We start from the raw sequence: 13773 nt of genomic DNA, 5'->3' as shown, positions 1-13773 counted from the left end.
AAATTCTCTCGCTGCTTTTATGCGCAGATGTGATCCACTATGTATCTGAATACAGGAATTATCCAAAAGAATGACGTAAAAAACAAAAACAGGAAAAGCGAGACGAAATAGTGTTTCAGCTTCTTTGAATTGTAACCGAATATCTGACGTGAGTAATAGCACTCGGGCTCATTTGGGGCGATATATACATGATCGGGAGTGATATCGTACTCTCTCTGAAGAGAGTTGTATAGGATATTTGCCTGTTTTTCGTGGTCGATGAAACGGTATGTTTCTCCCTCGTAATAGTATTTGAATATTCTGCTTTTGTCCTGGGAATAGTTTGCACTCAGCTCAATGTTCACAGGAACGGTACATTTCTTTTTTCGGTTTGCTATTGCGAAAGCCGTCACTATGAGATATATGAGCCTGCCGACTATAATTGCGATAATAAAGGCGATATAGTACTTTATTATCATCATGCTTGTTCCGTTTATTTGGTATGCTGCACCTGTTTTCCTTTTTTCCATCTCGATAATCCCGCAGACCACGTAAAAGACTATGAGCGTTAAACCGAAGAGCTGAAAAGGCAAACGGTTCCAGAAAGTGTTCCTGACGAACCTGCTATTGATTTTGGTCGTTACTTTCTTATCTAAAGGCAAAATTATTAATATTGCTCCGAATACACAAACTCCGAGGATTGCAGACATTAAAAAGCCGATAAGCAAATCTGCCAAAAGGCGGATATATACATCACGAGAGAAGTCTAAACAGAAGTCTTTCTTCTCGGGTAGATCATTGTACACGTAAATATCATCTATCTTCTCTGCCACAGGAAGTAAATTTATCTTTTCCATTTCTCCCCCCTGTTATATAGCCGTTAGCCCTTAGCCTTTAGCCCCTGTAGGGGCGGCGGATTTAATTCGGAATTAAAAGTACCGTAAGCGATGTACGAGTAAGGAATTTTTTTAGAGTGAGCGAGTTTACGAGCGACAATGTGATTAGCCAGCGCGGGCTCCGCGCTTTAGCGTTTGCTGCCCTTAGAACCGAAGCTTCCACCCATTGAAAGGATATTTGTATCAAATGTATAGCTTATCTTCTCGCCCTGTCTGTAGCGTTTGAGAGCAAGCTGGATAAGTCTTTCGAGAAGCTCTGTATACTTCACTCCCTTAGGTTCCCAGAGGTAGAATGCGAGTGAGCCGGGGATAGTGTTTATTTCGTTGATGTATACCTTGTCGGTAGCCATATCTATCATGAAGTCGATACGTGTAACGCCGTTGAGTCCAAGATAGCGGAATGCGTCAACAGCAGTCTTTCTGATGAATTCGTCCTGCTCGGGAGTAATATCAGCAGGTATCTTTCTCTTGAGTGTAGCCATGCCCTTGCTGCCGCCCTTGCCGCCGCCTACGTACTTCTGGTCGTAGCTGAGGATATCATCGCCGCTTGCCTGTACAGGTTCTTCACATACGGAAGCTTCTGCGGACTCGCTGTCGCCTGCTACGGCACAGTTTATCTCTTTGAGCTGAACTACGCATGGCTCGATGAGAATACGGTCAGCGAACTCGAAAGCCTCTTCGATAGACTTTATAAGGCTGTCTCTGTCCTTGCCCTTTGAGATACCAACGCTTGAACCGAGATTGATAGGCTTAACGATAACAGGGTAGCCGAACTTCTTCTCGACTGTCTCCACCATTCTGTCCATTTCGTTTATCTCGTATGAGGAGAAACGGCAGCAGTCAAGTACAGGGAAGCCTGCGTCTTTAAGGAGTATCTTCATTACAAATTTATCCATGCCGATAGCGGAAGCCAGTACGTCACAGCCTACGTAAGGCAGGTCGAGAGTCTGGAGATAGCCCTGCAATGCGCCGTCCTCAACGTTTGTGCCATGAACGATAGGGAATGCAACGTCGATATCGGAAATGACATTAGTGCCGAATTTCTTCATTTTCTGGCGGATAAGCTGTACTTTGCCCTCGCTTCTTACGAAAACGCACTCGGTACACTCTTTAAGGAGTGCAGGGATATCCTTGAAGCTGTTGATGTCCATGAGCTTTTCACCTGTCCAGAATTCGCTTTTCTTAGTCATGTAGACAGGGATAATGTTGTATTTTTCCTTGTTTATGCTTGCCATAGCCTGAACAGCCGAGATAACTGATACCTCGTGTTCAACGCTTCTTCCGCCGAAAAGAACTGCAAGATTGATCTTCATTGTAATTACTCCTTTTATCTGAGCCATTAGCCGTTAGCCCTTAGCTATTAGCCGAAGCTCTTATATATAATTTCAAATATTATCGCGCAGCGATACCACAGGCTAAAGGCTAACAGCCAATAGCTAATGGCTTTAATAATTATCGGGCAGGTCGTTTTCAAGAAGGACTATTTTCTTCTTGTCGGTCTGATATGCATTTACGTGGGTGAGAGCCTCGTTAAGACTGTCCGCAACGAAAACGTTGTCCATATCGTAGCCTGCGTCCTTGATACCGTTATATATAGGCACTGTCTGAGCCTTGCCTACAAGAACTATATGGTCACAAGCCTTTGCAGCTTCCTGACCGAACTCGAAATTCAGCTCCTCCTGCTTTGCGCCAAGCTCTACCATACCGGGAGTTACCAGTATACGGCAGGCATCGAAAAGACCGAGGACATTGAGAGCTGCACGGCAGCCGTTTGGATTTGAGTTGTATGCATCATCGATAAAGGTCATATTTCCGCCCTTGTCGAGAAGCTGCAATCTGTGGGGTACTGCGGCGATACGCTTAACGGGGAGTGTCAGCTTTTCAAGTGAAATGCCTGTACCGTGTGCGTAGGCGATAGCTCCGAGGACGTTCTGAACATTGTGCTCGCCCAGAAGCTTCATTGAGAAACGCTGTGTCTCGCCGTTTGGAGCAGTTACCGTGAACTCCGTACCTCTGTCGGATACGGATATATCAGTACCGCGGTAGTGGTTGCCCTCAGAAAGTCCGTAAAGCACCGCATTGGGATATTCGGGAGCTTTCTTGCGGATAAGCTCGTTGTCGCCGTTGAGGTATATCTTACCGCCCTTTGCCTTTACATGGTCGGCAAGCTCGAACTTGGTATTCACTACATTCTCGATAGAACCGAAGGTCTCTAAATGCTGAGGACCTACGGAAGTTATGATACCGTCATGTGGGTCTGCAATGCCGCAGAGCTCCTTTATTTCGTGAACTCGTCTTGCACCCATTTCGCAGATGAAGTATTCGTGAGTTGGCTTTAAGTCGCGGCGTATGGTTATTGTAACACCCATAGGAGTATTGAAGCTCTCGGGAGTTTTCAGCGTGTTGTACTGCGAGTTGAGAAGCTCGTCAAGGTAGAACTTCATGCTTGTTTTGCCGTAGCTTCCCGTGATACCTACCTTGTGGAGCGTCGGGCACTCCGAGAGTATGCGCTTTGCATCGTTGATATACCAGTTCTGGACTGCCTTTTCTACGGGCTTATTGATAAGATTGGACAGGGGAACGAGTATAGGTGTCAGGTACAGAGCCGAGCCCACCATGATATACGGCAGGTAAGTTATGAACCAGCGAGTCTCTTCCCAGCCATCGTTTATTGTGTCTATCTGTACGAATGACTTGCCGTTGAGTATTGCAATTGTGTAGTATACCGCCACAAGTACTGCAAATGTTATCATCATGCGCTTCATACGGGCTGTGTACACAAGGGGCTTCTTGAACTTCTTGCCAGGCTTGTTGAGCAGTGCTATTATTGCGTTGAAGAAGCAAAGCACTATGACGAGAGCAGTCGCAAGTCCGTCATGGTACTGGAACGGTATCAGCAGGAACTGCGCACAGAACAGCACCGCAGGGAGTATATACCTCTTTTTGTTTTTCTTCATCCAGCGCGAGTGCTCGGGGGTCTTGTAGCCGTTGAGCTGGAGCATATGGAACTCCCTCAGCCCGAGAAAAACAGTAGCAGTCAGCGAAATGACCGCATATATTATCCATAAAACCAAATTCATACTTATCTCCTTAATAATGCATAATTAAGAATTCATAATTCATAATTGAGGTGTCGCCTTACGGCGAATAATTTAAATATTGTGAGCGAAGCGAACTCATATAATTATGAATTATGCATTATGCATTATGAATTAATATTCTATTTTCATAAAGCTGCACATTACTCGGTTGAATGTGAACTGCTGCTCTAAGAAGGAATAATGTCCTGCATTTTCCAGCTTTACAAGACCTGCATCGGGTATGAGCTTCTCCATTTTCTCACCGTCGGACAGGGGAGTAGCTGTATCGTTCACGCCCCATACGAGCAGTGTGGGAGCTTTGATATTGGGCAGATACGGCTCTAAGTCCTCGTTTACGACCTTGACCATGACCTGACGCATCATGGGTGAAGCTGCGGCGTAGTCCGCACTGCCCATTTTCTTGCGGAAGTTCTCAAGCGCATCGGGGAAGAGCTTCTTCACTATGCCAAGCGAGAGCACAGCCTTGCCCATTTTGTAATAGCGAGTGCGCCAGCTCTTTTTATTGGACTTTGGCGGCATGATGCCTGCACTGTCCACGAGAATGACCTTAGTCACCTTGAAGGGCAGGTCATTGCGGCTATGCATTTTTATGATGACACGTCCTCCGAAGCTGTGTCCGAGGAGCATTACTTCCTTTGTGTCGTAGTCTTTGAGGAAGTCGATGACGAACTGCACATATGAGCTCACGTCCCATACTTCCTTAGGCTCTTCACTCTTTCCGAAGCCGGGCATATCCATAGCAACTACCTTGTACTTCTTCGACAGGAGCTCTATCATGTTGGCGAAAAGGGTTATATTACTGCCCCAGCCGTGAAGCAGTACGATAAGGTCGCCCTCACCCTTTTCCTCGTAGTTTATCTTTAAACCGTTAACTGTCTTTATCAATTCTATTATCTCCAGACGTTGTTTAGTTGAGAGTTCAGAGTTGAGAGTTGAGAGTTGTGGTGTCTGCTCCGCAGACTTATTAAAGCTTCCCGACAATCAACTTTTACTTATATCATATACGGCATACAGCCGCAAATATACATATATAATCTATTATATCACTTGCGCTATTTTATGTCAATATTTATTTTGCCCTTAGCCTTTAGCCTTTAGCCGTTAGCCGTTCTCTACACTACTCACTACTTTCTAAGCACTAACAATTAAAAACTTTTTGGATATTCAATGGTTTTCCGTTGAAAAAAGCTCTTTTACGGTGTATAAGTGAAAGGAGATTTTTCAATGGAAACAAAAACAGTAAACAGTCATATGTATGGGGCAATGAGGGCTTCGTTACATTTTGTCGGACTGATGCTTGCATCAGCCCCTACAGCGCAGAGCCTGCGCCTCCTAACCACGTTGTCGCTCGTAAACTCGCTCACTTTTATCAACGTCCATACTCATACATCGCTTACGGTACTTTTAATTCCGAATTCCGAATTAAAACCGCCGCCCCTACAGGCTAAGGACTAAAGGCTAATGGCTAAGCCAAGGCTTGCAATTTCACTTATAATATGTTATAATATAAAGATAGCGGCGGAGCGCAGGTTTCCGCCATATGATTACTTCTACTGAGGTGTAAAATGTCAAATAAATATTCACTGGGCATTGATGTGGGTTCGACCACAGTAAAAACGGTCATAACGGACGCTGAAAACAATATAATCTACTCGAAATATCAGCGTCATCTTTCCAAAGTAAAGGAAACTGTTACAGATCAGCTTAAAATAATACAGGCGGACTATCCCGATGAGGAATTCACAGTCTGCATCACAGGCTCGGCAGGTCTCGGACTTGCCAATTCTGCGGATATACCTTTCGTTCAGGAAGTCCATGCGGCTTTCCTTGCAGTTAAGGAAAAACAGCCCGACGCTGACGCAGTTATTGAGCTTGGCGGCGAGGACGCAAAGATAATCTTCCTCACAGGCGGAGTCGAGCAGCGTATGAACGGTACCTGTGCAGGCGGTACAGGTGCATTCATCGACCAGATGGCAACACTTCTCGGTATCACAGCCGATGAGCTTGACGAGCTCTCTCTCCACGCTCAGAAGATACACCCTATAGCTTCACGCTGCGGAGTATTTGCAAAGTCCGATATACAGCCGCTTCTCAATCAGGGAGCAAGGCGCGAGGACGTTGCCGCAAGTATCTTTCAGGCAGTTGTCGACCAGACCGTTTCGGGACTGGCTCAGGGACGCACTATCGAGGGAAAAGTCCTTTTCCTCGGCGGTCCGCTGTTCTTCTTAAAGGGACTGAAAAAGGCTTTCGTAAGGACTCTCGGGCTCGATGAGGAACACGCTGTATTCCCACAGGAAGCTCCTGTATTCGTGGCTTACGGCTGCGCACTGTATGCAGCTAAGGCTGCGGAAGCATACAGGATAGGCGATATGATCGAAAAGATACGCACAGCAAAGGCTTCTGACGCTATCGTTACAGGTGAACCCCTTTTCCGTTCGCACTCAGAGTATGACGAGTTCATCGACCGCCACAAGAAGTTCGATTTAGGATATGCCGATATACGTACATATAAGGGCGATGCTTATCTTGGTATCGACGCAGGCTCTACGACTACGAAGCTTGTGCTCATAACCGCTGACGGACGTATGCTCTACAATCATTACTCCTCAAATCAGGGACAGCCTCTTGACAAGATAGCCGACCAACTCAGACGCATCTACTCGGCTATGAACCCCGATATCACCATAAAGGGCTCGGCTGTTACGGGTTACGGCGAGGACCTTATAAAGGCAGGTCTTTCCGTTGACCACGGCATAGTTGAGACAGTTGCCCACTTCAAGGCTGCTGCATATTTCTGCCCTGATGTTGATTTCATCATTGATATCGGCGGACAGGACATCAAGTGCTTCAAGATAAAGAACAAGAGCATCGACAGCATCATGCTCAACGAGGCTTGTTCCTCGGGCTGCGGCTCTTTCATACAGACATTCGCAATGGCTCTGGGCTACGATATATCTGAGTTCTCACAGCTTGGACTTTTCGCAGAGCACCCTGTTGACCTCGGCTCGCGCTGTACCGTATTCATGAACAGCTCCGTAAAACAGGCACAAAAGGACGGTGCTACCGTAGAGGATATCTCCGCAGGACTTTCATCGTCTATCATCAAGAACGCAATATACAAAGTAATACGTGCAAATTCTCCCGACGACCTGGGCAGGAACATCGTAGTACAGGGCGGTACATTCCTTAATGACGCAGTTCTCCGCTCATTCGAGAAGGAGCTTGGCAGAAACGTTATCCGTCCTGCTATTTCGGGACTTATGGGAGCATTCGGCTGCGCACTCTACGCAAAGGAGAGAGCAGACGGTGAGGATTCAAAGCTTATATCTGCCGAGGAACTGGAAAACTTCACATATCAGTCACGTTCGGCTAACTGCGGCGGCTGTACCGCACACTGTCAGCTGAATATCATCAACTTCGGCAAGGGCAGACGCTTCATCTCGGGCAACCGCTGTGAAAAGGGCGGCGGCATCGCCAACAGGAACACAGTCCCCAATCTTTACGAATTCAAGTACGACAGTATACTCAATACCGTAAAGACTCACCAGCCAAAGCGTTTCCGCGGCACAGTTGGACTTCCTCTTGCACTGGGCTTCTATGAGCAGCTCCCGTTCTGGCATATGCTGTTCACCACACTGGGCTTCAGGACTGTCATTTCCGATGAGAGCTCCCGTGATATGTACTATCTCGGTCAGCATACTATCCCCTCGGATACGGTATGCTACCCTGCAAAGCTTGCTCACGGACATATCGAATGTCTCCTGGATAAGGGCGTGGACTTCATATTCTACCCCTGCATGAGCTATAACCTTGACGAGGGCGGCAGCGATAACCACTTCAACTGCCCTGTTGTAGCCTACTATCCCGAGCTTCTCCTTGCAAATAACCCGAGACTCAACAGTAAGAACTTCGTTCACCCCTACCTTGACCTCAACATCAGAAAGAACGTCATAAAGGTACTGGGACAGGTGCTTGGCAGGTACAACGTAAAGGGCAAGATACCCGATGCAGTTGATAAGGCTTACGAAGCCCTTGAAAAGTACCATAACTCAGTTACACGCAAGGCACTGGAGATAATCGAACAGGCAAGAGCCGAGGAACGCAAGATAATCGTCATCGCAGGCAGACCTTACCATATCGACAAGGAGATAAACCACGGCATACACAAGCTCGTTTCAAGTCTCGGTATGGCTGTAATAACCGAGGACAGCGTTGCAGGTCTTGCGACTACACCAAAGCTTGGGGTACTCAATCAGTGGACTTATCATTCGAGACTTTACCGTGCAGCCAAGTATGTCACCACACAGCCCGATATGCAGCTCATACAGCTGGTATCATTCGGCTGCGGAATTGACGCGGTTACAGGCGATGAGGTGAGACATATCCTTGAAAGCCGCGGTAAGCTCTATACACAGCTTAAAATTGACGAGATAAACAATCTCGGCGCGGCAAGGATAAGACTGAGAAGTCTTGTTGCCGCTATGGAGCAGGCAGAGCAGAAGCCTGCTAAAAAGCCCGAGGTACAGCCTGTAGCATAAGCTCAGGCTATGAAGATGATATATGGAGGTTTTTATGCCTGAATATGCAAGATTTACCGAGGATATGATAAAAACTCACACTATCCTCGTTCCCGATATGCTGCCCATACACTTCAAGATGCTCATTGCTATCTTTGAAGCAAAGGGCTATAAGCTGGAGCTTCTGAGGAACGACTCTCGTGCAGTTGTCGATGAGGGACTGAAAAACGTCCACAATGATGCCTGCTATCCTGCGCTCCTCGTTATAGGACAGTTCATGGACGCGCTGAAAAGCGGCAAGTATGATCCCGACAAAACAGCTCTCCTTATCACTCAGACAGGCGGCGGCTGCCGTGCATCGAACTATATCCACCTGCTGAGAAAGGCTGTTGCCAAGAACTACCCTCAGATACCCGTTGTATCACTTAATTTCAGCGGACTTGAAAAGGACAGCGCGTTCAAGATAACTGCGCCTATGTTCATGCAGATGCTTTATGCCGTCCTTTACGGCGACCTGCTCATGACCTGTTATAACAAGTGCAGAGCCTATGAGATAAACAAGGGCGAGTCGAAGAAGATGCTGGACAAATGGCACCGCAGACTCTGCAATATCTTCCGCAAGGGCAGCAAGATGTTCTTGAAAACAAAGAAGATATACAGGGATATACTCGATGATTTCGCTTCAATAGAGCTCAGCGGCGAGAAAAAGGTAAGAGTGGGAATAGTCGGCGAGATATACGTTAAATATTCGCCCCTTGCCAACAACCACCTTGAGGACTTCCTCATATCCGAGGGCTGTGAGCCTGTAGTTCCGTCACTTCTGGAATTCGTCATGTACTGTGCTGTTGCAAACTTCAACAACGCAAAGATATACGATCATCCCACAAAGAGCTCGGTTTTCAATAAGATAGGCTATAAGCTCATCTACGCAAAGCAGAAGGAGCTCATAAACATAATGAAGGAGCAGGGCAGCTTTGAGCCTCTCCACGATTTTGAGCATCTGAGAAGGCTTGCCGACAAGTATATAAATCAGGGCGTAGTCATGGGCGAGGGCTGGCTCATTCCTGCGGAAATGGCTGCGCTTGCAAAGTCGGGCGTTGAGAATATTATCTGCACTCAGCCATTCGGCTGTCTGCCCAACCATATAGTTGCAAAGGGTATGTCAAGAGCTATCAAGGAGGACAACCCAAATGCAAATATCGTAGCCATAGACTATGACCCCGGAGCTACAAGAGTAAATCAGGAAAACAGAATAAAGCTTATGCTTGCAAATGCCCGACTCTGAGACTGAGCAAGGAGCTGTAACATGATAAAAACACGAAACGGCGATATTATCGTCACCAACGAAAAACAGAACAAGCTGTTGAAAAAGCTTTACGGCTGCACACTTGGACGAGTTGTGCTGAAAACTCTCACCGCTCCCTGCATATCCAAAGCGGCAGGAGCGTTCATGGACTCAGGGGCTTCAAAGCTTCTCATAAAGCCATTCATAAAGAGAAGCGGCATTGATACCTCACAGTATATAATGAGCGGCTTCAACTCGTATAACGATTTCTTCACCCGTCTTGTAAAGCCCGGTAAGCGTCCTGTGGACTATATCCCCGAGCATCTTATAAGTCCCTGCGACTCAAAGCTTACGGCTCATAAGATATCGAAGAACAGCATCTTCCGCATAAAGGGCTCACGCTACAGAGTAAGCGACCTTTTGCAGAACGACTTCCTCGCAAAGCGTTTCTGCGGCGGATACTGCCTTATATTCCGCCTTGAAGTAGACGATTACCACCGCTACTGCTATATCGACAACGGCACAAAGACCGAAAACACCTTTATTGCAGGCGAGCTTCACACCGTAAACCCCATAGCTCTTGAACGCTACAACATCTACAAGCGCAACTGCCGCGAGTACACAGTGCTGCATACCGAGAATTTCGGCGATGTTGTGCAGATAGAGGTGGGAGCTATGATGGTAGGACGCATAGTCAATAACCACGGTGAAGCAAGGTTCAGCCGAGGCGAGGAAAAGGGCAGATTTGAGTTCGGCGGCTCTACTATAGTAATGCTCTTCGGCAAGGACAGTATCAGCATCGACCGCGATATACTGTGTAATTCTGCCGAGGGTATAGAGACTGTGGTAAAGCTTGGAGAAAAAATAGGAAAGGCAGGAGAATGACATGAAGAAATTACCGTTACTGCTTATAGCAGGCGCGATGCTTTTTTCTCTGACAAGCTGTCTTGAGGACAATAACAAGCCCGATATCCCTTTCGAGGTAGCACCAACTGTTGAGCCTCATACCGCTCCTGCGGGAACATTCGATGTCGATGCCGTAAGAAGTATGATAAACATAAAGGGACAGCATTTTGACCTGCCCCTGCCTATAGTTAAGCTTGGCAAGGACTGGGATTTCAGATACTACGACAGGAAGGACTACGGACTCAAAGAGGGAAGCGGCTATGCTACACTTTATTATAATGGTGTGGAAATGGGCACGGTCTCTCTAGAAAACTGCTATACGGGCAGGGAGAAGGACAGCGTTATGTACAGCATCGCCATAAAGACAAGCGACTCCGATATCTACGGCATAACTCCGCAGATATCAACCATAGCCGATGTTGAATACCTTGTAGGTCAGCCTGAGTCGGTGGACAAGGTCGAAATGCCGTATACTCATGTATATCACTACGGTATCACCCTCGGCGAGGACGCACACGGTATAGCCCGCGGTCATAATATCGCAGTATCCTTTGACGAGCAGGGCTTAGTGGATTTCGTAAGCATTACCTATTCCGACCTTACTCAGCAGACGCAGCAATAAAATTATTTCATTTACCCCTTGACAAAGTATGTGATATGTAGTATAATGTGTAAAGTGATTTTGTATTACACCTAAGAGAGGTGCGGCAAAAATGGCTAAGGAACTTAAATTCGTAATGCTTCTTGACTGTTACGGCGACCTGCTCACAGAGCACCAGCGCAGTATCATGGAGCTTTATTACTGCGAGGATCTTTCCCTTGCGGAGATTGGTCAGCCACTTGATATTACAAGACAGGCTGTGCGCAGTATCATAAAACGCACCGAGGATATACTCCTCAACTATGAGGAAAAGCTTGGGTTTGCCGAAAGGCTCGGCAAAATGCGTGAATGTTTCGGACGTATACAGTCCGCCGCAGAGCATATCACAGATGAAGATGCAAGAAATACCATACTCTCCGAGACTGCAAAGGTCACGGAGCTGTTATAAATACAATTATAGTATAGAAGGAGGCTCGACATGGCATTTGAAGGACTTTCAGAGAAACTGAATACCGTCTTTAAAAAGCTCAAATCAAGAGGAAAGCTTACCGAGTCTGATGTTAAAGAGGCTATGCGTGAGGTGCGCCTTGCACTTCTCGAAGCCGATGTCAGCTATAAGGTCGTTAAGGACTTTGTAAAGAGCGTTACAGAGCGTGCTGTCGGAGAAGAAGTGCTGTCAAGCCTTACTCCTGCACAGCAGGTAATAAAGATAGTTAACGAAGAGCTTGTATCCCTTATGGGTAACAGCAATTCACGTATAAATATGGCATCAAAGCCGCCTACGGTAATAATGATGTGCGGACTTCAGGGTTCAGGTAAAACTACCCACGCCGCAAAGCTGGCTAAGCTTTTAAAGAAAGAGGGACACCGTCCGCTTCTGGCTGCCTGCGATATTTACCGTCCTGCCGCTATCAACCAGTTGCAGGTAGTCGGCGCAAAGGCTGATGTCAAGGTATTTGAAATGGGACAGACTGATCCCGTTGTTATCGCTAAGAAGGCACTTGCCTATGCTAAGGACTACGGTCACGATATCCTTATCATAGATACAGCAGGTCGTCTCCATATAGATGAAGCTCTCATGGACGAGCTTGTAAATATCAAGAAGGAAACCCAGCCTGACGAGATCATGCTCGTAGTTGATGCTATGACAGGTCAGGACGCTGTAAACGTTGCCAAGGCTTTTGATGATGCTGTTGGTATCACAGGCGTTCTTATGTCAAAGCTTGACTCTGATACAAGAGGCGGTGCGGCACTGTCTGTACTCTCTGTAACAGGTAAGCCGATCAAGTTCGTTGGTATGGGTGAAAAGCTTGACGATTTCGAGCAGTTCCACCCTGAGCGTATGGCTTCGAGAATACTGGGCATGGGCGATGTGCTCACCCTTATCGAAAAGGCTGAGAACGTTATGTCTCAGAAGGACGCTGAAAAGCTCACCAAGAAGTTCAAGGAGAACAAGTTCGATATGGACGATCTTCTTGACCAGATGAAGTCTATCAAGCGTATGGGCTCAATGAAGTCTATACTGGGTATGCTCCCGGGAGTTGGCGACAAGATCAAGGAAGCCGATATCGATGAGAGCCAGCTTGGCAGGATCGAGGCTATGATAACCTCAATGACCAAGGCTGAAAGAGCTAAGCCCTCTATCATCAACCCGTCACGCAAAAAGCGTATCGCAAAGGGCTCAGGTACAAAGGTCGAGGACGTAAACAGGCTCCTCAAGCAGTTTGAGCAGATGCAGTCCGTTATGAAGCAGTTCACAGGCAAAAACGGAAAGATGTCTCTGCGTAAGGCAAGAAAGAACCTTGCAGGTATGAACTTTGACAAGTATACAGGCAAGGGCGGCGGAAATCTGCCTTTCTAAAGCTTTCAATGCGGTCTCCCGCCGCTTGAATATATCACATTATCAATTACGGAGGTGAATACAAATGGCAGTAAAGATCAGACTCAGAAGAATGGGTGCTAAGAAGGCTCCTTTCTATCGTGTAGTAGTTGCTGATTCAAGATACCCAAGAGACGGTCGTTTCATCGAAGAGATCGGTTTCTATGATCCTACAAAGGAGCCATCAGTTGTTAAGATCGACGCTGATAAGGCTAAGACTTGGATCGCTAATGGTGCTCAGCCTACTGATACAGTAAAGGAGCTCCTCAAGAAAGAGGGAGTTCTTTGATCTAAAGCTTAATGGAAGAGGAGAGGCGTAAGGTCTCTGCCTCTGTCCCAGAGCTTGAACGGAGGTTTTACTATGAAAGATTTACTTTATGCTATCGCAGCAGGCCTCGTAGAAGACAAGTCCGCTATCAATATTACCGAAGATGCTCCCGATGAAGAGGGCGTTATCGTATTCCACCTTAACGTAGCTCCTGACGATATGGGCAGAGTTATCGGTAAGCAGGGCAGGATCGCAAAGGCACTCCGTACAATAATGCGCGCTGGCGCAGCTAAAAAGGACCAGAAGGTCTCTGTTACGATCGAATAAGTATGATAAGCTCC

Annotated in this window: 13 protein-coding genes; 9 read left to right on the top strand and 4 right to left on the bottom strand. The window is 46.9% G+C overall.

All coding sequences use genetic code 11. The features are described 5' to 3' along the window. Window positions 1–17: 17 nt before the first annotated feature. The 4 genes from QZZ41_RS02980 to QZZ41_RS02965 all read right to left on the bottom strand — a co-directional run bounded on the left by QZZ41_RS02980 (window position 18) and on the right by QZZ41_RS02965 (window position 4861). A complete protein-coding gene (locus tag QZZ41_RS02980; protein ID WP_295067941.1) occupies window positions 18–836 on the bottom strand; it encodes a hypothetical protein in 819 nt (272 codons plus the stop codon). 167 nt (window positions 837–1003) lie between these two features. After that, on the bottom strand, window positions 1004–2188 hold the full coding sequence (locus tag QZZ41_RS02975) for a D-alanine--D-alanine ligase family protein (RefSeq protein WP_295067938.1): 1185 nt from the start codon (window positions 2186–2188) through the stop codon (window positions 1004–1006). A 132-nt stretch (window positions 2189–2320) separates the two neighbouring features. Then, window positions 2321–3955, bottom strand: a complete 1635-nt coding sequence (locus QZZ41_RS02970) for a UDP-N-acetylmuramoyl-tripeptide--D-alanyl-D-alanine ligase (RefSeq protein WP_295067936.1) — start codon at window positions 3953–3955, stop codon at window positions 2321–2323. 132 nt (window positions 3956–4087) lie between these two features. After that, window positions 4088–4861: an alpha/beta hydrolase gene (locus QZZ41_RS02965; protein WP_295067933.1), complete on the bottom strand. Its 774-nt coding sequence runs from the start codon at window positions 4859–4861 to the stop codon at window positions 4088–4090. Window positions 4862–5200: 339 nt separating this feature from the next. On the opposite strand from QZZ41_RS02965, the gene QZZ41_RS02960 reads away from it, so the two are divergent. The 9 genes from QZZ41_RS02960 (at window position 5201) to QZZ41_RS02920 (ending at window position 13759) form a co-directional block, all read left to right on the top strand. After that, entirely contained in the window at window positions 5201–5431 is a 231-nt protein-coding gene (locus tag QZZ41_RS02960; protein ID WP_295067930.1) for a hypothetical protein, read from the top strand. A gap of 110 nt (window positions 5432–5541) precedes the next feature. After that, window positions 5542–8514, top strand: coding sequence for an acyl-CoA dehydratase activase (locus QZZ41_RS02955; RefSeq protein WP_295067927.1), 2973 nt, complete (start codon window positions 5542–5544; stop codon window positions 8512–8514). A gap of 34 nt (window positions 8515–8548) precedes the next feature. Continuing rightward, window positions 8549–9778: a 2-hydroxyacyl-CoA dehydratase gene (locus QZZ41_RS02950; RefSeq protein ID WP_295067924.1), complete on the top strand. Its 1230-nt coding sequence runs from the start codon at window positions 8549–8551 to the stop codon at window positions 9776–9778. A gap of 21 nt (window positions 9779–9799) precedes the next feature. Then, complete coding sequence (locus QZZ41_RS02945; RefSeq protein WP_295067921.1) at window positions 9800–10663, top strand: phosphatidylserine decarboxylase; 864 nt, start codon at window positions 9800–9802, stop codon at window positions 10661–10663. A 1-nt stretch (window position 10664) separates the two neighbouring features. Next, on the top strand, window positions 10665–11306 hold the full coding sequence (locus tag QZZ41_RS02940) for a hypothetical protein (protein WP_295067919.1): 642 nt from the start codon (window positions 10665–10667) through the stop codon (window positions 11304–11306). Window positions 11307–11397: 91 nt separating this feature from the next. Then, entirely contained in the window at window positions 11398–11733 is a 336-nt protein-coding gene (ylxM, locus tag QZZ41_RS02935) for a YlxM family DNA-binding protein (protein WP_074716130.1), read from the top strand. A gap of 30 nt (window positions 11734–11763) precedes the next feature. Next, window positions 11764–13146: a signal recognition particle protein gene (ffh, locus tag QZZ41_RS02930; RefSeq protein ID WP_295067915.1), complete on the top strand. Its 1383-nt coding sequence runs from the start codon at window positions 11764–11766 to the stop codon at window positions 13144–13146. 64 nt (window positions 13147–13210) lie between these two features. Further along, window positions 13211–13453 carry a 30S ribosomal protein S16 gene (rpsP, locus tag QZZ41_RS02925; protein WP_295067912.1) on the top strand — a complete coding sequence of 81 codons (243 nt, stop codon included), beginning with the start codon at window positions 13211–13213 and terminating at the stop codon, window positions 13451–13453. Between the two features lie 72 nt (window positions 13454–13525). Then, window positions 13526–13759 (top strand): KH domain-containing protein, encoded by a 234-nt coding sequence (locus QZZ41_RS02920; RefSeq protein WP_024861192.1) that lies wholly within the window; start codon window positions 13526–13528, stop codon window positions 13757–13759. Window positions 13760–13773 lie beyond the last annotated feature (14 nt).

Source organism: Ruminococcus sp. (assembly GCF_016283395.1).
This window is presented reverse-complemented; position numbering and strand designations above follow the sequence as displayed.